Source organism: Achromobacter sp. Marseille-Q4954 (genome assembly GCF_943737025.1).
In the GTDB taxonomy this organism is placed as follows: domain Bacteria; phylum Pseudomonadota; class Gammaproteobacteria; order Burkholderiales; family Burkholderiaceae_B; genus Achromobacter; species Achromobacter bronchisepticus_A.
In genome coordinates, this window is record NZ_CALSFQ010000004.1 from 24,587 (window position 1) to 44,514 (window position 19,928).

Here is a 19,928-nt window from a genome sequence, read left to right on the forward strand (position 1 = left end):
CCAAGGCTGGCTGCCGCCATTGGACACGCATTCGTTCCGGAGATGACATGCCCCTGCCCCTGAGCATGGCGAAACGACATATGGGCTGGCTGCTTGCCCTGCTGGCCTGCGCAGCGGCTGCTCCCGCCCTGGCGCAGCAAGGCTTGCGCCTGAGCAAGGACGACCTGCAGAAGCGCGCCAACGGCGTGCTGGCCATCATGTCGTTCTCCATCGTGCCCGACATCACGACCAGCGCCCTGAACATCGGCGCCGGCACTGGATCGGTCTCCGGGTCCAGCGAATTCTCCATGTCGCAGCTGGGCGGCGGCGACACCATTTCCAAATCCGTGCCCATCTACCTTGAAGGCGTGCTGGCCTGGAGCCGCTACGATCCGACTTTCGTCGCCACGCAAGGGGCGGAGTCTCGCACCGTCCCCACCAAGTGGAACAGCGTATCCGCCACGGGCGGCATCGGCTGGGACTTCAAGCTCACGGACGAACTGAAACTGCGCCCCATCTTCAATTTCGCGCTGGGCAATGTCACCAGCGACCTGCGCGCGGCCAGCTGGTATGTGGGACGCCAGACTGGCAAGGACATCGATTTCCTGGACAAGGGTTCGCTCAACGCCTACGGCCTGGGCGGCTCGCTCATGTTGGATTACGAGCACTACCGACCCGGCTATGAGGTCGACGTGGAGCTGCGCTATTCGGACCTGCGCCTGCAGAGCTTCGACAGCTCCGCGGCCGTGCAAGGCCATGCCACGGCGCAATCGGCCAATCTGTGGGCGCGCTACCGCGCCCCCACGGGATTCGTCATGCTGCAACGGCCGCTGCGCTACGTGCTGGAACTGACGCACTCGGAGTTCCTTGGCGACCAGCGCGGCATCCTGGGCTTCGACCGGCTGACCTCGGTGGGCGCCGGCCTTGAGCTGGACTCCAGCGCCTACAACATGATCATCACCCGCACCCGGCTGGTGGGCCGCTATGTGTTCGGCAACAACGTGTCGGGCTTCTCGGTGGGCCTGGCGGTAAGTTTCTGAGCCGGCCGCCGGCGGAATTGCGCCGGATTTGTTACTCCCCCCTCTCTGCCCGGCGATGCCAGACTGTTTCCAGGCCGCCGAGCAGCCAGTCTGCGCGCAAACCCTTGCGCCAGGACGCCGGCCCGCGATAAGGAGGTAGGAAATCATGACTGCATCAAGCAATGGCACCCCCATGCGCACGCCCCCGGTCGTCTCGCCCCAGGACTGGGAAACCGCCCGCCAGCAGTTGCTGGTCAAGGAAAAAGCCCACACCCGCGCCCGCGACGCGCTGGCCGCCGAACGCCGGCGCATGCCTTGGACGGAAGTGGCCAAGACCTATGTGTTCGAGGGCCCCTCGGGCACGCTCGCCCTGCCCGATCTGTTCGACGGCCGCCGCCAACTGATCGTCTACCGCGCCTTTTTCGAACCGGGCGTGTACGGCTGGCCGGAACATGCCTGCCGCGGCTGCTCCATGGTGGCGGACCAGGTCGCTCATCTGGCGCACCTGAACGCCCGCGACACCACGCTGGTCTTTGTTTCCCGCGCGCCGCAGGCGGACATCGCGCGCTTGAAAGCGCAGATGGACTGGAAAATGCCCTGGTACACGCTGACCGATGGCTTCGATGCCGACTTCGGCGTGGACGAGTGGCATGGCACCAACGTGTTCTACCGCGACGGCAGCCGCATTTTCCGCACCTACTTCCTCAACAACCGCGGCGACGAGCAGATGGGCGGCACCTGGAACTACCTGGACATCACGCCGCTGGGGCGCCAGGAAGTCTGGGAGGATTCGCCCGAGGGCTATCCGCAGACGCCGACCTACAAGTGGTGGAACTGGCACGACAGCTATGTGCCGGACGCCGCGCCCGACAGGAAATGGGTCGAGATTTCCGATGCGGGCGAAGCCGCCTTCCGGGCGCAGAGCGCAGCCGCCAAACAGTGAGTGGGCGGGGGGCATGGACTGGCGCGGCGTCTGGCGGTATTCATTGGTAATGCAAATAACCAATGGATACACAAGCTCAAACAACAGCAATTATCGGGGTCCGATGACCATGCTAAGTTATGCGCCCGCCGACCCTCGGCCCAGGCGCATCCCTGGCGGCGTCCCCGTCAGGTTGCCCGGACCGGGCGGCCGCGCCCTCCTACCCTTACTTGACGAGAACCATGCACAAGAACCTCGAGCGCGACACCCCCATCGCCCTGGGAAAAAAGCGGATGTCCAGCCTGCTGCTGGCGGCAAGCCTGGCCATGGCCGCGGCTGTGCCGACCATGGCTGCGGCCCAAGTGAGGGCGCATCAAGGCGCTTCTGCCCCGACCGCTGCGGCTGCGGCCCCGGCCGCGGCCGCGCCCTCGGGTTCGGTGCAGAAGACCGACATCCAGAACCAGGCCGCCTACGAACGCCTGATGAACAACAGCGGCATCACGCTGCAATGGCTCTGGTCCGCGCAGCGCGGCCACCTGACCGCGACGGATGAAAACGACGTGGTCCGCATCGAGGGCACTCAGGCCAACCACGAAGGCACGCTGAAGATCAAGGGCGATATCGTCTCCATCGCCAGCGACCGCTTCATCTTCCGCGGCACGATCCTGATCCTGGACGCGCCGGACAAGGGCCGGCGCTGCGAGCGCAACGGCGAATTCGAGTTCCGCGCGACCGGCAAGCGCAAGTACTGGCGCCTGCAGCAGATGGAAGCCTGCGGCGGGCTGACGGACTACGTGGACGTGTATTACTGAGCCAGCCTGCAACAAGGCTATGCTTGCGGATGCATGCCGGCGGCCTCCCCACCCACAGCCGCCGGTCCCCACGCGCCGCGCGGCATACACAAGGAGGCTCGCATGATTACAGAAACGGACAAGAAGCACCTGGCGCGCTGTATCGAACTCGCCAGACAGGCGCTGGAAGCTGGCGACGAGCCCTTCGGCTCGGTCTTGGTCTCGCCCGACGGCGAGGTCCTGTTCGAAGACCACAACCACGTCTCCGGCGGCGACCGCACGCGGCATCCGGAATTCGAGATCGCGCGTTGGGCCGCCAGCAATGTGCCGGCGGCCGAGCGCGCCGCCTGCACCGTCTATACCTCGGGCGAACACTGCTCCATGTGCGCGTCGGCGCATGGCTGGGTCGGATTGGGCCGCATCGTCTATGCCAGCTCCTCCGCGCAATACCGTGAATGGCTGCGGGAATGGGGTGTCGCCCCCACGTCCAAGGTGCGGCCGCTGGCCATCGCCGAGGTCGTGGACGGCATTCCCGTCGAAGGACCGGTGCCGGAGTTCGCCGAACAGGTCAGGCTGCTGCACCAGGAAAGAATGCGGCGCCGGCCCTAGGCGGCGGCGCCTTGCCCGGATCGCGGTTACCGCCGGTCTCAATCGTCAGCAGCAATCCGCAGTATTCTCGCTGCACCGCATTATGAACAGGACTCCCGCATGCCCTCTGCCCTGACCAAGTGGCTCACCAGCATCGCGTTCGGCCTGCTCGTCGCCTGGGCCAGCGGCGGCGTCGTCAATCCGGTCATGCAGCACGCGTTCGGGCTGGCGGACTTGACTGGGCTTGCCTACATGGCAGCGCTGGACAAAATGCTGATCACGACGGGCATCGTGTCGCTGCTGATAGGCTTGGCGCTCGTCGCGGCGCTGGTCCGCATTCCCAATTTCCGCCGCCTGATCGGCTGGGGCTGCGCCATGCTCGGCCTGGCCGTCCTGCTGAACCTGCTCGGCGCCCTGCTTGCAATGGAACCCGGCATATTCAATCCGGCCACCGGCGGCAAGCAGGCGGCCAACGACGCCTATACGGCGCTGTTTTTCTGGGCGCTGATTTTCGGCTTGCCTTATTTGGGGGCCGGCCTGGCGCTGACCATAGGCGGCTGGGTGCTGATCCGCAAGAATCCCGGCCCCGGCGCCGCCAAGCCGGCATGACACGGGTGCCACGCCCCCTTACAGTGTGAATTTACCGGGAGCCTTGGCGGCTCCCCTCCCTCTTTCTTTTCGTCCTACTCGCTCCATGTCCAACCTCATCGTCCACGGCGGCACCCCATTGCGCGGCCGCGTCATCCCTTCGGCCAACAAGAACGCGGTCCTGCCGGTGCTGTGCGCCACCCTGCTGACGGACCAGCCGCTGCGGCTGCACGGCGTGCCCGACATCACCGACGTGCGCAAGATCCTGGACATCTTCCGCACCCTGGGCAGCGAGGTGCGGCTGGACGAGTCCACCCGCACCCTGGACCTGCACCACCGCGACACCGCCTTCGACGCCGCGCGCCACCGGCTGCCCGAGGAAATGCGCTCGTCCATCATGCTGGTGCCGCCGCTGCTGGCCCGCTTCGGCGTGGCGCGGCTGGAAGACAACGTCAAGGGCTGCACCCTGGGCGTGCGCGAGATCGACCCGCACGTGGACATCTTCCGCTCCTTCGGCGGCGAAGTGGAGCGCGCCAGCGGCTCGCTGCTGGTCCGCAGCAGCGGCCCGTTGAAGCCGACCCACCACTGGCTGGACTACGCCTCGGTGACGACCACCGAGAACTTCGTGCTGTGCGCCGCCGCCGCGCAGGGCGAGTCGACCCTGACCAACGCCGCCTCCGAGCCGCACGTGCAGGAGTTCTGCCGTTTCATGGCGATGATGGGCGCGGACATCGACGGCATCGGCACCTCGCGGCTGACGGTGCGCGGCGGCGCCCGCCTGGGCGGCGGCGAGTTCACCTTCGAGGAAGACTTCCACGAGATCACCACCTTTCTCGCGCTGGGCGCGATCACGGGCGGCGACGTGGTGGTGCGCAATAGCACGCCCGCGAACTTCCCGCTGATCGACCGCACCTTCGCCAAGTTCGGCGTGCAGATCGTGCACGAGAACGGCTGGTCGCGCGCGCTGCGCTCGGGTCCGCTGAAGGTGCAGACGCCCTTCACCAGCAATGTGCTGACCAAGGTCGAGGCGGCGCCGTGGCCCTATTTCCCGGTGGACCTGCTGCCCATCTTCATCGCGCTGGGCGTGTGCGCCGAGGGCAACGCCATGTTCTGGAACAAGGTCTACGACGGCGCGCTGGGCTGGGCCGGCGAACTGTCCAAGTTCGGCGCGCACGTGTTTTCGTCCGATCCGCACCGCCTGATCACGTTCGGCGGCCGGCCGCTGACGCCTGCAGTGGTCGAAAGCCCCTACATCATCCGCGTCGCCATCGCCCTCTTCATGATCGCCAGCAGCATCGACGGCCGTTCGGAAATCCGCAACGCCACGCCGATCCGCCGCGCCCATCCGCGCTTCGTCGAGAACCTGCGCAGCCTCGGCGTGCAGGTGGAATGGACCAGCGAGGAGTAAGCTTTCCAGATACGCACGCCACGGCGCGCAAAACGGGAGCGGGCCGACCGGCTCCCGGCGCGGCGCGCCGCCCTTTCCGGGTCATGGCCCTCTACCCAGGAGGCGTCTCCCATGCCGCGCCCGAACCCATAGGCGGCCAGGGCCTGCTACGCAGGCCCCAGTTTCAGAGGTTGTTCACGAAGCAGCACCTTCAAGGAGGTGTGTGATGAGCAAACTTTCCGATAGCGCCCTGGATGATCTGAAAGCCTCGGCCCGAGGCCAGGTCCTCTGCCCGGGCGACCCCGGCTACGACGACGCCCGCAAGATCTGGAACGCGATGGTAGACCGCCGGCCGGCGGTGATCTTCCGATGCGCGGGCGCGGCCGACGTGCGCCGCGCCGTGGATTTCGCGCGCAACAACGGCCTGGTCCTGTCCGTGCGCGGCGCGGGCCACAACATCGCTGGCACCGCGGTCTGCGACGACGGCATGATGATCGACCTGTCGCCGATGAAGTCGGTGCGCGTCGATCCCTTGCGCGCCCGGGCCTATGTGGAGCCCGGCGCGACGCTGGCCGATTTCGACCACGAAGCCCAGGCCTATGGCCTGGCCACGCCGCTGGGCGTGAATTCCACCACCGGCGTGGCCGGGTTGACGCTGGGCGGCGGCTTCGGCTGGCTGACCCGCAGGTTCGGCATGACCATCGACAACCTGCTCTCGGCCGACGTCATCACCGCGGACGGCAAGCTGCTGCACGCCAGCGAGCAGGACAACCCGGACCTGTTCTGGGCGATCCGGGGCGGCGGCGGCAATTTCGGCGTGGTCACGATGTTCGAATTCCAGCTGCATCCGGTCGGCCCCGAGGTGTATGGCGGCCTGGTGGTGCTGCCGCTGGAACAAGGCAAGCAAGCGCTGTCGAAGTACCGCGATGCGCTGGCGACGCTGCCCCAGGAACTGACGGTCTGGGCCGTGCTGCGCCTGGCGCCGCCGCTGCCCTTCCTGCCTCAAGATGTGCATGGCAAGCCCATGGTCGCCTTCGCCATGTGCTATACGGGCGATCCGGCACTAGGTCCGGCCGCGGTCGAAGTGGTGCGCGGCTTCGGCACGCCTTATGGCGAGCATCTGGGCCCCATGCCCTACACCGCCTGGCAAAAGGCCTTCGACCCGCTGCTTACGCCCGGCGCCCGCAACTACTGGAAGTCGCACAATCTGGGCGGCCTGGAAGACGGGCTGATCGACGCCATCGTCGCCGCGGTGGAAAACCTGCCGTCGCCGCAATGCGAGATCTTCCTGGGCTACATCGGCGGCGTGGCCGCGCAGGTGCCGGTGTCCGCCATGGCCTATCCGCACCGTGCGGCGCAATTCGCCATGAACGTGCACGGACGCTGGGACTTTCCGGAAGAAGACGAGCGCTGCATCGCCTGGGCCCGGACGCTGTTCCGCACCACCGAGCCTTATGCGCAAGGAGGCGTGTACGTGAACTTCCTGACGCAGGACGAACCGGAGCGGCTGGGCGCGGCCTACGGCCCGAACTTCGACCGGCTGGTCCAGGCCAAGACCCGCTACGACCCGCACAACCTGTTCCGGCACAACCAGAACATCAGGCCGGCGGGGGCCTGACATGATCGGCGCGCCCGTTTGCCCTGGCTGCTATCCTGATGCCCCGGCATCCGCCGGGGCACGGGACGCCAGGGTGGAATTCCTGGCGTGCGTGGCAACGACATCCGAGGTTTGCTTCCCTGCATGGCTTCCCGCTTTTCCCTACGCCGCATTTTTGCCGTCGGCTTCTCTCTATGGGCGTCGTGGTGCTCCGCCCAGACCGTGGCCCTGACCTTTGACGACGGACTCGATCCCGATAAGCAGCCCCAGGCCGCGCTATGGAATTCCCAACTGCTGGAGGCCTTGCAGAAGCACGGGATCCAATCCGCGCTGTTTCCCGCGTTGCGCAGCATAGGTGGCGCCGACGGGCTCGCGCTGGTGGCGCAATGGTCGAGGGCGGGACATTGGGTTGGCAACCATACGGCCAGCCACCGCAGCCTTGCCGACCCCAAGGTGTCGCTGGAAGCGTTCATTGCCGATGTAAAACGCGCCGATGCCGCCCTGCGGAGCCTGCCTACCTTCGTGCCGATGCTGCGGTTCCCGTACCTGAAAGAAGGCGATACGCAAGCCAAGCGGGACGGCATGCGGGACTGGATGGCGCAGAACCGCTACAGGAACGGGCTGGTCTCCATAGATGCCAGCGACTGGTACTACAGCCGCGTCTATGCCGATCACATGAAGGCGGGCGACACCACCCGGGCCCAGCGCGTGAAACAGCGGTACGTCCGCCATTTGCTGGACCGGGCGGCCTATTACGACGGGCTGGCCCGCGAGGTGCTGGGCCGCAGCCCCAAGCATGTCATGCTGCTGCACACCAACCAGCTCAATGCGGCAGCCCTGCCGGACGTGATTGCGGCGCTGAACGCCCAGGGCTGGACGATCGCCCCGGCGAGCGCCGCATTTGAAGATCCGCTGTACGCCCAGGCGCCCGACACGCTGCCCGCCGGCGAGAGCATCGTCTGGGCGCTGGCCAAGGCCGGCAAGCTTGCGGACCTGCGATATCCGGCGGAAGGCTCCGAGTATGAGGAGCCGCTGTTGCGGGAGGCCGGGCTGTTGCCCTGAACCTCAGGCGCGAGCTATTTTTTCGCGCCTGCCGATTTCCCCGCCGCATTCAGGCGCACCGCGGCGCGGATCAGCGCAGCCAGGGCCGTTTCGTCCAGGGTTTCACCCTGGCGGATATCGATGGCGCGCCGCGTGTTGCCGTCCAGGCTGGCGTTGAACAGCCCGGTGGGGTCCTCCAGCGCCGCGCCCTTGGCGAAGGTCAGTTTCACGGCGCCTTTATAGGTTTCGCCAGTGCAGATGATGCCGTCGCGCGACCACACCGGCACCCGCCACTTCCATTCCTCTACCACGCCCGGATCGGCCTGCCTGATGATGGCCCTGACCCGCGCGAGCGTCTGGCCGCGCCAGTCGTCCAGTTCGCGGATCCTGGCGTCTATCAGGCTGGAGGGTGTCTCTTGCGTTGCCTCTTTTGTTGCGCGGCTGGTCTTGGTGTTCATGCCATGTCCCGGGAAAGATCGCAGACGGATGCGTCAGGAAGAATACCTGCATAGCTGCCAGGAAATTTGTTAACTTGGTTAGCAAACCAAATATCTAGCACTGTAACGGGGTCACGGAAGAGGAGGATCAAGCGCAATGGCCAATCTGGTTTTGCTGCTGCTGGGCGTGGACTATCTGCGCAAGCGCGCCCGCGGGCTGTATATCATCGGCGGCCTGCTTTGCATTACAGGCGTCACGCTGTTCATCGACGCGCTCGACAACGCCGTCTATTTCCCGCTGAATTTCTTCGCGGCGCTGCTGGTCATCGAAGGCCTGGCCACGCTGATGATCGCCAAGTCCGGGGTGGGCGGGCAGCGGGTGCTGCGCTATGCCAAGGGCGCCATCGTGCTGACGGCCGGCAGCCTGGTCCTGATCGGCCACCATCACGGGCATTTCGCGCTATCCATGCTGTTCGGCCTCATGTTCCTGGTGGACGGCCTGATCCAGTGCACCGCCGCCTACGTGGTGCGCTACGAGCGCTGGCGCTATGTCTTCGCCTCGGGCGTGGCGGAAATCCTGCTGGCCATTTTCTTTTTCCAGCCCTACCCGACCCATTACGTCGGCACGGTGCCATACTGCCTGGGCCTGTTCCTGGCGTTTACAGGGCTGCGGCTGCTGTCGCTGGCGCGCCGCGTCCGCCACCTGGACTCCAACCCGGCGCTGGACGTCAATCCGCATCCAGACTTCATGCCGACGCGCGCCGACGCGCCCGCACAGACGGTGTTCGACGGTCCCCCGCTGGAATCCGAGCGCGCGCTGACCGTCCACGTCTGGACGCCGTCGGGCTCGGCCAAGACCGAGACGCGCAACTACCCCGTGGTCAATCGCTACATCGCCGCCGTCGACATCAACGGCGTGGTGTCGACCGGCCACGCCGCGCTGGAATCGCCGGAAGGCGTGTACATCAGCCTGTATCCGGCCCGGGAGATCGACCACTCTCCGGAACAGTTCGGCACTCTGCTGCGCGCCACGGCCGAGAACAACGTGCCAGGCGTGTACCAGCCCGACTACGCCACCGAATCCAAGGCCTGGACGCCGTCCACGATGCGAGTGCGCATCCGCAACTACGACGCGGCCAAGCTGCAGGCCTTCTGGAACGAGTACCGCAAGACCGAGATCTACAACCTGACGCACCGCAACTGCTCCAGTTCGGTGTCCAGCGCGCTGGAAGCGGCGCTGGACGGCGTGGTGGGACGCCTGCATGGCCCGAAGGCAGGATGGCGCGTGCTGCTGCGCCTCTTGCTGACGCCTGAACTGTGGGTGGCCGCGCAGATCCGCAAGCGCGCGCTGACCATGGCCTGGACCCCGGGCCTCACCCTGGACTATGCGCGCGCGCTCAGCATGCTGGCCGACCCGCGCCCGTTCGGCTGGTGGAAGATGTCGCAGGACGCGCTGCGCCAGATCGCCCGCATGCGCGCGGGCTGGCGCAAGCAGGACCGCAAGGCGCAGGCCCGCAACGCGGAGCAGGCCGAATCCTCGCAAGGGGCGCAATGACGGCCCCGCAACGCGCATGAAGACGCCATGATTGCGCAGATCGTAGGCGGAGTGGCCATCGTGGCCGGCGCGGCCTGGGGCGCGGCGGCGCTCTGGTTCCAGTCTCCGTTCCCCGGCCGCGCGCGCGCCGTCCTGCCGGCGGCATGGCTCGCGCTCGCGGCCGCCGCGCTGGTCGGACTGTCCATCGGAGAGTCCCGGCCTGCCTGGCTGTTCAGCGTTCTGCTGCTGGCGCTGTTGGCCTGGTGGCGGCTGGGCGTGCGTCCGTCCAACGACCGTCAGTGGATGCCGGAAGTGGAGCGCCAGACGCAAGGCACCATCGAGGGCGACATCGTCACCTTGCGCAACGTGCGCAATTTCGACTGGCGCACGCGCACGGACTACGACGTGCGTTGGGAGACCCGCCGCTACGATCTGTCGCGCCTCGCCTCGGTGGACCTGGCGCTGTCCTATTGGGGCCGGCCCGCCATCGCCCACGCCCTGGTGTCGTTCGGCTTCAGCGACGGCCAATACGTGGTGTTCTCGGTGGAGATCCGCCGCAAGCTGCACGACGAGTTCTCGGAAATCGGCGGCTTCTTCCGCCAGTACGAGCTGTCCGTGCTGGCCTCGACCGAGGAAGACAGCCTGCGCGTGCGCACCAATGTGCGCGGCGAGGAAGGCTATCTGTACCGCGTGCACATGCCAGAGGGCGCGGCCCGCAAGCTGTTCCTGTCCTATGTGGACACCGCCACCCGGTTGGCGGACAAGCCGCGCTTCTACAACACGCTGACGGGCAACTGCACCACCATCGTGTACCGGTTGGCCGACCAAATCGTGCCGGGGCTGCCGCTCGACTACCGCGTGCTGTTCTCCGGTTATCTGCCCGAGTACCTGTACCGCCTGGACGCCCTCGCAGGCGCGGACAGTCCGCAGGCCTACCGGCAGGCGGGCCATTACACGCAACGCGCCCGCGCCACCGTGGATGCGGCCGAATTCTCGCGCAACATCCGGCGCGGCGTGCCGGGCGTGGCGCAGGCGCCCGCCCCCGATCAGGAGGCCGGCGCAGGCATGCGCAGCCGCGCTACGTAAGCCCCCAGGGTCTCCGCGTGGCGCTCTTCCGAGCGCAGCCCGACATGGCCGTCCGCCCTGACCGCCAGCACCAGGATATGCCGCACGCCCAGCCTGCCGGCCATCGAGAGATCCAGATAACCGTCCACGCCGCCGATATCCCCGTTCGCCGTCAAGGCGACCACGGCCTCGATGATGGCGCCGTCGGATAGCGGCTCGATTGCGGCGCGGACCTGGGCGAGCGCGTCCGCGGACGTCCGCGGGCCGCCCAGGATGAAGACCGTATGGCCCTTGCGGTGGGTGCGTTCGTGCAGCATCCCCGCGCCGCCCGCCGCAAGGCGGATCGGGATCTGGTCCGGCAGCCGCTGGCCGGGCGAAACCGGGTCGTGCCGGTCTCCCATGACGATGGGCGAATCGCGGTAGTCGATGTCCAGTTCCGCCTCGGCCACCGCCTCGTGATGCTGCGAGGCGCCGTCCTCGAAGGCTTTGCGGATGGCGGCATTGCGCTCGCGCAGCACGTCGGGGTTCGTGGCCAATTGGGCGCTCTCGGCCTCGTCGCCCGATGCCAGCACGCGCTGCGCGGCCGGCCGGCGCTCGGCCTGGTAGCTGTCGAGCAGCCAATCCGAACACTGCCCGCCACAGACCAGCGCAAGCTTCCAGGCCAGGTTGACGGCGTCGTGCAGGCCGCTATTCATGCCATGGCCCTGGGCCGGGCTGCAGGTATGCGCGGCGTCCCCAGCCAGCAGGATGCGGCCGGCCCGGAATTGCCGCGCGACTTTGGTGTAGCAACGGAAGCGCGCCGGGTGGGCCACGTCTTCGAAATTGGCCTGGGGCAGATAGCGCCGCAACGTGGACAAGGCATCGGCCACCAGATCGGAATCTTCGGCGCTGGGCCGCAGGTACACGCGCCAGCGCTGGCCCGGCAGCGCCGTCAGGATCACCGGGATCCGGTCCAGGTAGGCGTAGTTGGCCTCGAAAATCTCGGGCCAGCCGCTGATTGCGGCATCGAACACCGCCCAAGGCTGGCTGATGTCGTGGCCGTCCTGTTCGATGCCGGCCAGCTCGCGCACCGTGCTGTGGTGGCCGTCGCAGCCTATCACCCACTCGGCCAGCACTTCGATATCGCCGTCCGGCCGTTCGATCCTGGCCAGCATGCCGTCCGGCCGTTCCTGCAGGTCCACCAGCTTGCTGGCCCGCTGCACGCTGCCGCCGTGGCTGGCCAGATAGTCGGCGAGGATGGACTCGGTGACCTCTTCCGAAATCCCGATGTTGTAGGGGTAGCGGCTGCCGCAAAGGTCCAGGTCGATCTCGCCCAGCACCTTGCCGTCGGCATGGATGCGCGCGCCGCGCTGCTTCACGCCCGCGGCCAGCAGCGGCTCGACGATGCCCAGCGAGTCGAAGATCTCCAGCGAGCGGGGGTGGACCACGGTTGCACGGTCCCATTCCAGCGGCCGCTCGTGCGCATCGATCAACAGGCATTGGACGCCGCGCCGTTGCAGCTCGGCGGCGGTGAGCAGGCCCGCCGGACCGGCGCCCACCACCAGGACTGTCGTTGCAATCACCATGATGTCGCCTTGGAGAATGTCGAGGCGGCGTGGATTGCGCCTCGGCAGGAATCCAAAAAAATAAGGCCGCGCATGGCCAACCGTCAAAGATATTGAGGCTTACGCCGCTGGCATGGCGTCTGCGGCGCGCCTCAACCTTTTGGACCGATCCGTTACGGCTCAGGGGTGGGCAGCCAGCTGCGCGGCCTCGCCCAGCAGCGCGTCCAGCAGGCGGCGCGCCGGCACGGTCAGCGGCGCATCGGCGCGGTGCGTCACATAGATGACGGTCTTGGGCAAGGGATCGGCGATGGCCAGCCGGACCAGGCCCAACGTCGGCCCGTAGCGGTCCAGGAACCCCTGGGGCATGATGCCGATCAGGTCCAGCTGCGGCATCAACGCCAGCAGCGTGGAAAAAGACTCGCATTCGAGCTGCAGGTGCAACGCGCGCGCCTGCGTTTCGTCGGCATACAGCGCCCTGGGATCGCCCGGCCCCTGCGCCGGCCCCGTCAGCACCCAGGCCGCCTCGGCCAGCTCGCCCAGACGCCGCGCGCCTGCCAGCGGATGCGATGCCCGCGCGACGATGACCGACTGGCTTTCGAACAGCGGCTGCACGGCCAGGTCGCCGCCGCCGCCCGTCTCGGGCAGCGGCCCCAGCGCCATGTCCAGTTCGCCGGAACGGATGCGCTCCAGCGCCTGCGGATACAGCGTGTCGCGCACGCGCAGCCGCACCTGCGGCCAGCGCGCGCCATAGCGCGCCACCGCGCCCGGCGCCAGCAGGATCGCGGCCGCGGGCGATACGCCCAAGGTCACCTGGGCTTCGGCGCCGCGCAGGTGCCAGGCCAGGTCTTCGCGAGCCTTTTCGATTTCGCGCATGACGACCGCGGCGCGTGCCGCGAGGATCTCGCCTGCCTGCGCCAGCCGCACGCCCTTGGGCGTGCGCACCACGAGCTCGGCGCCGACCTCTTCTTCCAGCTGGCGCAGCGACTTGGTCAACGCCGGCTGCGACACGTTCAGCACCTGCGCGGCGGCGCGCATGCTGCCGGTCCGGGCCAGGGTGAGCAACAGGTTCAGATGCTGGAGTCGCAAACCGCCTCTCCGGCCGATTACCTGGGGTAATCGACATCAAAACAATTCAAGGGATGCGCGCGCAGGCCGTCGATAGAATTCCTGCATGCCCATCGGAGACAGGAGCCTAGCATGACCCGAGGCGTGAAGAACATTCTCTTCATCATGTGCGACCAGCTGCGCTACGACCATCTTTCCTGTTTTGGCCATCCCAGGCTGAAGACCCCGAATCTGGACGCGCTGGCCGCGCGCGGCGTGATCTTCGACCGGGCGTTCGTGCAGTCGCCCGTTTGCGGCCCGTCGCGCATGAGCTACTACACCGGGCGCTACGTGCATGCGCACGGGGCCAGCTGGAACTTCGTGCCGCTGAAGGCCGGCGAGATGACCATAGGCGACCATCTGCGGCCCTTGGGCGTGCGCTCGGTGCTGGTGGGCAAGACCCACATGCGCGCCGACACGGCCGGCATGTCGCGGCTGGGCATAGACCCTGCCTCCGTCATTGGCCGCCGCATTGCCGAATGCGGCTTCGACGCCTACGAACGCGACGACGGCATCCATCCCTATTCGGGCCACGATCCGGACCCGCGCTACAACGACTATCTGCGCGCACAGGGTTATGGCGGCGACAACCCCTGGGAAAGCTGGGCCAATTCCGCGGTCGACACGGACGGCAGGGTGCGCTCGGGCTGGTTCCTGAAGTATTCCAACCTGCCCGCGCGCGTGCCCGACGAGCATTCGGAAACGCCCTACATCACGCGCCGCGCGATGGACTTCATCACCGAGGCGGGCGAGCAACCCTGGTGCCTGCACCTGTCCTACATCAAGCCGCACTGGCCGTATCTGGCGCCGGCGCCCTACGCCGGCATGTACAGCGCGCAGGACGCGCTGCCGGTGGTGCGATCGGAGGCCGAACGCGCCGACCCGCATCCGGTGTATGCGGCGATGATGCAGCATCGCGTGTCGGCGACCTTCTCCGAGCCTGGCGTGCGCGAGGCGGTCATGCCCGGCTACATGGGGCTGATCAAGCAGATCGACGACCAGCTCGGCGCGCTGTTCCGCTTCATGGAGGCGCGCGGCCTGTTCGACAACACCATGATCGTGTTCACGTCCGATCACGGCGACTATCTGGGCGACCACTGGATGGGCGAAAAGGACCTGTTCCATGAACCCGTCATCCGCGCGCCGCTGATCGTCTATGACCCGGATCCGCGCGCCGACGCCGCCCGCGGCACGCGCTGCGCCGCCCTGGTCGAGGCGATAGACCTGGCGCCCACCTTCCTTGAGGCCTGCGGCGGCGTGCCGGTGCCGCACATCATGGACGGCCGTTCGCTGCGGCCCCTGCTGTTCGGCCAGACGCCGCCGGATTGGCGCGATCACGTCATCTGCGAGTACGACTACGCCTTCCAGGATTCGCGCATCGCGCTGGGTACGCCCGCGCGCCAGGCCTGGCTGCGCATGGTGCGCGATGAACGCTGGAAGTACGTGCTGGCCGAAGGCTACCGGCCGATGCTGTACGACCTGCAGGAAGACCCGAACGAATTCGTCGACCTGGGCGCCTCGCCCGCGCACGAGGCGGTGCGCAAGCGCATGGAGGACCTGCTGTTCCGCTGGGCCCGCCAGCCGCGCCAGCGCGCCACGGTGGCCGACGGCACCATCGAGTCGATTGAAGTCCAGCCGCGCATTTCCGAAGGCGGCATCCTGATCGGCTACTGGGACGAAGCCGACCTGGCCCGCGCCAGGCAGACGTTCAAGCCCCGTTTCGCATCATCCAACCCGCTCGTGAAGCCGACGCTGGATCGGCTGTCGCAATCCTGAGGAGTGCAGCATGATTCTCGAAACCCCCGACATCACCCGCGCCCAGGCCGGCCTGGACGGCGTCTCCTGGAACATCCTGGGCCAGGTGTACGTGCCCAAGCAGGTCAGCCTGGACAGCATTTCCTGGCACGCCACGTTTCCGGAAGAGAGCTTCGTGCCGCCGCACGTGCATCCCAATCAGGACGAGTACATCTTCGTGCTGGACGGCCGCATCGACCTGCTGCTCGATGGCAAGAAGACCTCGGCCGGCCCCGGCGACCTGGTGCGCATGCCCCGTGGCGTGCCGCATGCCTTCTTCAACAATTCCGGCGTCGCCGCCACCGCGCTGTTCTGGGCCGCGCCCGCGGGCAAGCTGCTGGAGCTCTACCGGCGCATCCACAACATGTCGAGTCCGGCGGAGGTCGTTGCGGTGGCGCCGGAGTATGACGTGATCTTCATGCCGCCTGTCTCGTCCGCGGCCTGAACCATGCGCCGCCGCACGCTACTGAAGGGCCTGTCCGGCGCCCTGGCCTGTACCCTGCCCTGGGCCGCCCGCGCCGCGTACCCGGACAAGCCCGTACGCATCATCGTGCCGCTGCCCGCGGCCAGCCCGCCCGACGTGCTGGCGCGCGTGATCGGCGAAAGGCTGCAGCGCCTGTGGGGCCAGCCGGTGGTGGTCGAGAACCGGCCCGGCGCGACCGGCATGATAGGGCTGGACGCGGTCGCGCGCAGCGCGCCCGACGGCTATACCGTGGGCATCATGTTCCTGACGCATACCGTGCTGCCGGCGCTGTTCGGCAAGGTGTCGTACCGCACGGATGGCGACTTCGCGCCGATCGCAAATCTGGTCTGGCTGTACAACGCCCTGCTGGTGGCGCCGGGCAGCGAATACGCCGACGTCCGCGGCCTGGTCGAACAGGCGAAGCGCCAGCCCGGCAAGCTCAGCTACGGTTCCGGCGGCAATGGCTCGCCTGCCCATCTGCTGGGCGCTGCCTTCTGCCAGGCGGCCGGCATAGACATGCTGCACGTACCGTTCAAGGGGCCGGCGGAAGCGGCGCAGGCGCTGATGGGCGGCTACGTGCAGACCATGTTCGCCACCGCATCCGTCGCGGTGCCGCTGGCGCAGTCCGGCAAGCTGCGCGCCCTCGCCGTCACGCGCGATGGCGGCATGGCCGCCCTGCCCGGCGTGCCCACGCTGGCCGAGGCCGGAGTGCCTGCATTCAATCTGAAGGAATGGGAGGGAATCGTCGCGCCCGCGGGCACGCCGCCTGACCTGATCGCCAAGTGGAACGGCGCCATGCAGACCATCCTGGCCGACGCCGAGGTGCGCGAAAAGCTTGCCGGCCTGGGCATGGAAGCCGCCCAGGCCAACACCCCGGCCGAGTTCGCCGGGCTGATACGCGGCGAGCTGCAGCGCTGGTCGGCGTTCGTGTCGGAACAGAAGCTGCGCAACGGATGACGGCCGGGCAGACTAGCCCGGCCGCCCGCCTGGCCGCCTACTTCGCCACGCCCCCCACCCTGCCCAGGAACTCCAGCACCGCCAGATAGGAGCCTTCGTTGCCCGCCGCGTTGGCGCTGGGCGTGCCGCCCGCGTCCAGCAGCAGGCCGGACATGGCGTGCGGCTTGCTGATCAGGGTCGCGGGCAGGCAGGGATAGTGCACGTGATGGCCCGCGCCCATGCAGACGTGGTGGAACGTGGGCAAGCCATGTTCCTGGCGCCGCCGCATGACGATTTCCGAGTAGGCGGTGCTGGGCCAGAAGCCGTCGTCCGACGCGCTGACCAGCAGCACCGGGCCGGGATAGTTCTCGACCGGAATGCGGGCGCGCTCGAACGCCGCGCTGTCGCGCGTGGCGCTGAGGAAGGCGTGCGTCTGGCGGTACGGCGGCTGGGACGCGTAGGCGGCGTCCCAGTTGGCGCTGGTGTTGTCCTGCCACAGATGCGGCAGCGGTTCGCCGCCCTTGGTCCAGACCTGCGCGTCGCGGCCGGTGCCGGGCGCGCCGGCGCTGACCACGCCATGCATGACCGGCGACGGCACGTAGGCGACCACCGCGCTGACCAAGTCCGGGTAATGCGAGGCCACCAGCAGCGAGGTCTCGCCCCCGCGGCTGATGCCGGACAAGGCCACGAAGCCGTCGCGCGGCGTAAGCTCCGTGCGGGCCCAGCGCAACACATGCTCGAAGTACTCCAGCGGCATGTCGTTCAGGTACTTGGGGCGGCCCTCGTAGTTGAAGATGGCCAGCGCCAGGCACTGGTAGCCACGCGACGCGAACAGCGCCGCGCGCGGCGCGTTGACGCCGCCGGACGAGCCGTTCATGTAGATCACCAGCGGGTGCGGGCCGGGGCCGGCGGGCGTATAGAGTTCACCCGACAGCGTCATGCCACCAACCTGCTCGCGCACGCTGCGGTGCGTGACGCCTTCGGCCTGGAATTCCTGCACCAGGGTCGCCGCGGCGGACTGGCGGCCGTCGCTGGCTTCGATGCGGATGACGAGCGGCTCGGTCCGGTCCGGCGGGAACACCACGCTGGCCACGTCCTCGCAAGCCATGGACCAGACGATGCCCATGGCCGCGGGCTCGGCATAGCTGCCGGACACGGGGCAATCGCGGGCCAGGTCCAGGCTGCCGTCGTGGCCGGCCACGAATACGGCTTGCGAGCGCCATGGCGCGCCGCACATCGTCATGCTGGCCGTGACGGTGATGAAGGCATAGGCCGGAAAGCCGCTCACGCGGATCTCGCGCGCCACGTCGATCAGGGCGCGTTCCGGGCTGACGGTGATGCTGGGTTGTTCTGCCACGGTGGCTCCTTAGCTCTTCAGGTCGGTCTTGGGCACGCCGTTGGCCTTGATGACCTTGGCCCACATGGCGGACTCGTCGGCGATGACCTTGTCCAGGTCGGCCGACGAAGTGAACTCCACGGTCACGCCCTGGTCCGCGAACTGCTGCACCAGGCTGGGATCGCGCGTGCCTTCGCGCACGGCGTTCTCCAGCGCCGCGACCACCGGCGCCGGCATGGCGGCCGGGCCCGAGATCATCATGCGGGTATAGAGTTCGAAGCCGTCCAGGCCAGCCTCCTTCATGGTCGGGACGTCCGGCAGGCTGGAGAGACGCTTGTCGGAGGTCACCGCCAACACCTGCAACTTGCCCGACTTGATGTTGGGCAGCGCCGAGGTCGGGAAGTCGAAAGTGCTCTGCACCGTGCCTGCCATCAGGTCCAGCAGCGCGGGACCGCTGCCCTTGTAGGGCACGTCCTGGAACTGGGTGCCGGTCTTGGACTGGAAGTGCAGCAGCGCCAGGTGGTTGATCACGCCGCGGCCGGCGTGCGCGCAGGTGATGTCGCCCGGCTTCTTCTTGGCCAGCGCGATGAATTCCTGCACGTTCTTCACTCCCAGCTCGGGATGCACGATCAGCAGCATCGGCGACTTGCCCATGGAGCCCAGCTGCTTGAAGTCCGATGGCTGGTAAGGCAGGTTGTTGTAGAGCAAGGGGTTCAGGATCATGCCATTGGTGCCGGCAAAGCCCAGCGTGTAGCCATCGGGCTCGGCGCGCGCCACCGCCACCGTGGCGATGATGGCCTGGCCGCCGGGACGGTTTTCCACCACCACGCTCTGCTTCAAGGTCTTGCCCATGCGCTCGGCCAGGGCGCGCGCCGCGATATCGGTCAGCCCGCCAGGGGCAAAGCCCACCAGCAGGCGCACGGGGCGGGTCGGAAAAGTGTTCTGGGCCCAGGCGGGGCGCGAGATCAGAGGCAGCGCGGCGAGCGCGCCCAGGGCATGGCGGCGGGTAAATCGCATACAACTCTCCAGGCAAGGACAACGCCCCCGCGCCCGGGAGAGGCCGCGGGGCAAAGCAATCGTAGGGAAAGGACGCACGGGCCGCTCACCTTACGGCGAGCTGTCACGGCGTCAGTATGTTGTATGCAATACCGCGGACGGGCTATCTAGGGATATCCCGAGGCTTACCAGGAGACGGTGAACGCTTTATTCCGATCAGCGGTATTTGGTATGCGATCCGATGGCGTCAGGCCTTGGTCATCAGCTTCTTCCAGCCTTCCAGCCCCAGCCGCTTCATCGTATCGATGTTCTTCTCGTAGATTTCGGCGGCATCCGGGAAGGACTCCACCGCGCGGTCGATGCTGTCTTCGCGCAACAGGTGCAGGATCGGGTACGGCGACCGGTTGGTGTAGTTCTCGATGTCGTCCGGCTGCGTGTCGGCGAACTGGAACTGCGGATGGAAGGTCGCCACCTGCAGCTCGCCCACCAGGCGCATGCGCTTGAGCAGACGGTCGGACAGGTCTTCGAAGTCATTGAAGTCCATGAAGTCGTCCAGCGCGTCGGGGATGATCAGCAGCGTGGTGTCGATCTTTTCCGGATCGGTCTCGGCCAGCAGCGCCAGTTCGTCCTGCAGGTCGGTGAGTACGCCTTCGGCGTCGGTGGCGTCGCTGACGGCAAAGCGGATCTGGTCCTTGACCTGCACCGCCTTGGCGAAGGGACAGAGGTTCAGGCCGATCACGGCCTGGTTCAGCCAGTGCTTGGTCTCAGCGACCACGTTGGCATAGGCGTCGGAAGTGGAAATCATGG

General features: G+C 67.4%; 19 protein-coding genes. 13 read left to right on the plus strand and 6 right to left on the minus strand.

Translation table 11 applies throughout. From position 1 onward, the window contains the following. Positions 1-47: 47 nt before the first annotated feature. From NGK62_RS28380 to NGK62_RS28415, 8 genes are all read left to right on the plus strand, one after another. Positions 48-1,019 carry a hypothetical protein gene (locus NGK62_RS28380; protein ID WP_165867804.1) on the plus strand — a complete coding sequence of 324 codons (972 nt, stop codon included), beginning with the start codon at positions 48-50 and terminating at the stop codon, positions 1,017-1,019. Between the two features lie 145 nt (positions 1,020-1,164). Then, the gene (locus NGK62_RS28385) at positions 1,165-1,941 is read left to right on the plus strand and encodes a DUF899 domain-containing protein (protein WP_251881475.1); all 777 of its coding nucleotides are present in this window, start codon (positions 1,165-1,167) and stop codon (positions 1,939-1,941) included. 221 nt (positions 1,942-2,162) lie between these two features. Continuing rightward, entirely contained in the window at positions 2,163-2,732 is a 570-nt protein-coding gene (locus NGK62_RS28390; RefSeq protein ID WP_059373342.1) for a hypothetical protein, read from the plus strand. Positions 2,733-2,834: 102 nt separating this feature from the next. After that, positions 2,835-3,320, plus strand: a complete 486-nt coding sequence (locus NGK62_RS28395) for a nucleoside deaminase (protein WP_251881477.1) — start codon at positions 2,835-2,837, stop codon at positions 3,318-3,320. Between the two features lie 99 nt (positions 3,321-3,419). Then, entirely contained in the window at positions 3,420-3,908 is a 489-nt protein-coding gene (locus NGK62_RS28400; protein ID WP_118932115.1) for a hypothetical protein, read from the plus strand. 85 nt (positions 3,909-3,993) lie between these two features. Beyond that, the gene (locus NGK62_RS28405) at positions 3,994-5,295 is read left to right on the plus strand and encodes a UDP-N-acetylglucosamine 1-carboxyvinyltransferase (RefSeq protein WP_059373348.1); all 1,302 of its coding nucleotides are present in this window, start codon (positions 3,994-3,996) and stop codon (positions 5,293-5,295) included. A 205-nt stretch (positions 5,296-5,500) separates the two neighbouring features. Further along, positions 5,501-6,892, plus strand: coding sequence for an FAD-binding oxidoreductase (locus NGK62_RS28410; RefSeq protein ID WP_251881478.1), 1,392 nt, complete (start codon positions 5,501-5,503; stop codon positions 6,890-6,892). Between the two features lie 123 nt (positions 6,893-7,015). Continuing rightward, entirely contained in the window at positions 7,016-7,933 is a 918-nt protein-coding gene (locus NGK62_RS28415; RefSeq protein WP_251881480.1) for a polysaccharide deacetylase family protein, read from the plus strand. A 14-nt stretch (positions 7,934-7,947) separates the two neighbouring features. On the opposite strand, the gene NGK62_RS28420 is transcribed toward NGK62_RS28415, so the two are convergent. Next, positions 7,948-8,370 (minus strand): DUF1801 domain-containing protein, encoded by a 423-nt coding sequence (locus tag NGK62_RS28420; RefSeq protein WP_059373355.1) that lies wholly within the window; start codon positions 8,368-8,370, stop codon positions 7,948-7,950. Between the two features lie 136 nt (positions 8,371-8,506). Here NGK62_RS28420 and NGK62_RS28425 point away from each other — a divergent pair, with 136 nt between their 5' ends. Both NGK62_RS28425 and NGK62_RS28430 read left to right on the plus strand, forming a co-directional pair. After that, on the plus strand, positions 8,507-9,904 hold the full coding sequence (locus NGK62_RS28425) for an HdeD family acid-resistance protein (RefSeq protein WP_059373356.1): 1,398 nt from the start codon (positions 8,507-8,509) through the stop codon (positions 9,902-9,904). 27 nt (positions 9,905-9,931) lie between these two features. Then, entirely contained in the window at positions 9,932-10,969 is a 1,038-nt protein-coding gene (locus tag NGK62_RS28430; RefSeq protein ID WP_251881482.1) for an Lnb N-terminal periplasmic domain-containing protein, read from the plus strand. On the opposite strand, the gene NGK62_RS28435 is transcribed toward NGK62_RS28430, so the two are convergent. Together NGK62_RS28435 and NGK62_RS28440 are read right to left on the minus strand one after the other, a co-directional pair. Next, positions 10,930-12,513 carry an FAD-dependent monooxygenase gene (locus tag NGK62_RS28435; protein WP_251881484.1) on the minus strand — a complete coding sequence of 528 codons (1,584 nt, stop codon included), beginning with the start codon at positions 12,511-12,513 and terminating at the stop codon, positions 10,930-10,932. The genes NGK62_RS28430 and NGK62_RS28435 overlap by 40 nt on opposite strands. A 159-nt stretch (positions 12,514-12,672) precedes the next feature. After that, positions 12,673-13,578: a LysR substrate-binding domain-containing protein gene (locus NGK62_RS28440; RefSeq protein ID WP_251881486.1), complete on the minus strand. Its 906-nt coding sequence runs from the start codon at positions 13,576-13,578 to the stop codon at positions 12,673-12,675. A gap of 111 nt (positions 13,579-13,689) precedes the next feature. On the opposite strand from NGK62_RS28440, the gene NGK62_RS28445 reads away from it, so the two are divergent. Genes NGK62_RS28445 through NGK62_RS28455 form a run of 3 tightly spaced genes read left to right on the plus strand, consistent with a single transcriptional unit; the run spans position 13,690 to position 16,810 of the window. Continuing rightward, a complete protein-coding gene (locus NGK62_RS28445; protein WP_251881488.1) occupies positions 13,690-15,372 on the plus strand; it encodes an alkaline phosphatase family protein in 1,683 nt (560 codons plus the stop codon). Positions 15,373-15,382: 10 nt separating this feature from the next. Continuing rightward, the gene (locus tag NGK62_RS28450) at positions 15,383-15,835 is read left to right on the plus strand and encodes a cupin domain-containing protein (RefSeq protein ID WP_054456254.1); all 453 of its coding nucleotides are present in this window, start codon (positions 15,383-15,385) and stop codon (positions 15,833-15,835) included. Positions 15,836-15,838: 3 nt separating this feature from the next. Further along, entirely contained in the window at positions 15,839-16,810 is a 972-nt protein-coding gene (locus tag NGK62_RS28455; RefSeq protein ID WP_251881490.1) for a Bug family tripartite tricarboxylate transporter substrate binding protein, read from the plus strand. Positions 16,811-16,847: 37 nt separating this feature from the next. On the opposite strand, the gene NGK62_RS28460 is transcribed toward NGK62_RS28455, so the two are convergent. The 3 genes from NGK62_RS28460 to NGK62_RS28470 form a co-directional block, all read right to left on the minus strand. Further along, positions 16,848-18,146 (minus strand): alpha/beta fold hydrolase, encoded by a 1,299-nt coding sequence (locus NGK62_RS28460; RefSeq protein ID WP_251881493.1) that lies wholly within the window; start codon positions 18,144-18,146, stop codon positions 16,848-16,850. Positions 18,147-18,155: 9 nt separating this feature from the next. Next, positions 18,156-19,142 (minus strand): Bug family tripartite tricarboxylate transporter substrate binding protein, encoded by a 987-nt coding sequence (locus NGK62_RS28465; RefSeq protein ID WP_251881495.1) that lies wholly within the window; start codon positions 19,140-19,142, stop codon positions 18,156-18,158. A 226-nt stretch (positions 19,143-19,368) separates the two neighbouring features. Further along, positions 19,369-19,926 carry a DUF1415 domain-containing protein gene (locus NGK62_RS28470; RefSeq protein ID WP_059373378.1) on the minus strand — a complete coding sequence of 186 codons (558 nt, stop codon included), beginning with the start codon at positions 19,924-19,926 and terminating at the stop codon, positions 19,369-19,371. Between the last annotated feature and the right edge of the window lie 2 nt (positions 19,927-19,928).

Excerpts from the sequence above, each read along its gene's own strand:
- NGK62_RS28385 (WP_251881475.1), top strand. The coding sequence starts at position 1,165 with ATGACTGCATCAAGCAATGGCACCCCCATGCGCACGCCCCCGGTCGTC.
- NGK62_RS28405 (WP_059373348.1), top strand. The coding sequence starts at position 3,994 with ATGTCCAACCTCATCGTCCACGGCGGCACCCCATTGCGCGGCCGCGTC.
- NGK62_RS28445 (WP_251881488.1), top strand. The coding sequence starts at position 13,690 with ATGACCCGAGGCGTGAAGAACATTCTCTTCATCATGTGCGACCAGCTG.
- NGK62_RS28465 (WP_251881495.1), bottom strand. The coding sequence starts at position 19,142 with ATGCGATTTACCCGCCGCCATGCCCTGGGCGCGCTCGCCGCGCTGCCT.
- NGK62_RS28395 (WP_251881477.1), top strand. The coding sequence starts at position 2,835 with ATGATTACAGAAACGGACAAGAAGCACCTGGCGCGCTGTATCGAACTC.
- NGK62_RS28415 (WP_251881480.1), top strand. The coding sequence starts at position 7,016 with ATGGCTTCCCGCTTTTCCCTACGCCGCATTTTTGCCGTCGGCTTCTCT.
- NGK62_RS28430 (WP_251881482.1), top strand. The coding sequence starts at position 9,932 with ATGATTGCGCAGATCGTAGGCGGAGTGGCCATCGTGGCCGGCGCGGCC.
- NGK62_RS28435 (WP_251881484.1), bottom strand. The coding sequence starts at position 12,513 with ATGGTGATTGCAACGACAGTCCTGGTGGTGGGCGCCGGTCCGGCGGGC.
- NGK62_RS28425 (WP_059373356.1), top strand. The coding sequence starts at position 8,507 with ATGGCCAATCTGGTTTTGCTGCTGCTGGGCGTGGACTATCTGCGCAAG.
- NGK62_RS28455 (WP_251881490.1), top strand. The coding sequence starts at position 15,839 with ATGCGCCGCCGCACGCTACTGAAGGGCCTGTCCGGCGCCCTGGCCTGT.
- NGK62_RS28380 (WP_165867804.1), top strand. The coding sequence starts at position 48 with ATGCCCCTGCCCCTGAGCATGGCGAAACGACATATGGGCTGGCTGCTT.
- NGK62_RS28450 (WP_054456254.1), top strand. The coding sequence starts at position 15,383 with ATGATTCTCGAAACCCCCGACATCACCCGCGCCCAGGCCGGCCTGGAC.
- NGK62_RS28410 (WP_251881478.1), top strand. The coding sequence starts at position 5,501 with ATGAGCAAACTTTCCGATAGCGCCCTGGATGATCTGAAAGCCTCGGCC.
- NGK62_RS28470 (WP_059373378.1), bottom strand. The coding sequence starts at position 19,926 with ATGATTTCCACTTCCGACGCCTATGCCAACGTGGTCGCTGAGACCAAG.
- NGK62_RS28390 (WP_059373342.1), top strand. The coding sequence starts at position 2,163 with ATGCACAAGAACCTCGAGCGCGACACCCCCATCGCCCTGGGAAAAAAG.
- NGK62_RS28420 (WP_059373355.1), bottom strand. The coding sequence starts at position 8,370 with ATGAACACCAAGACCAGCCGCGCAACAAAAGAGGCAACGCAAGAGACA.
- NGK62_RS28400 (WP_118932115.1), top strand. The coding sequence starts at position 3,420 with ATGCCCTCTGCCCTGACCAAGTGGCTCACCAGCATCGCGTTCGGCCTG.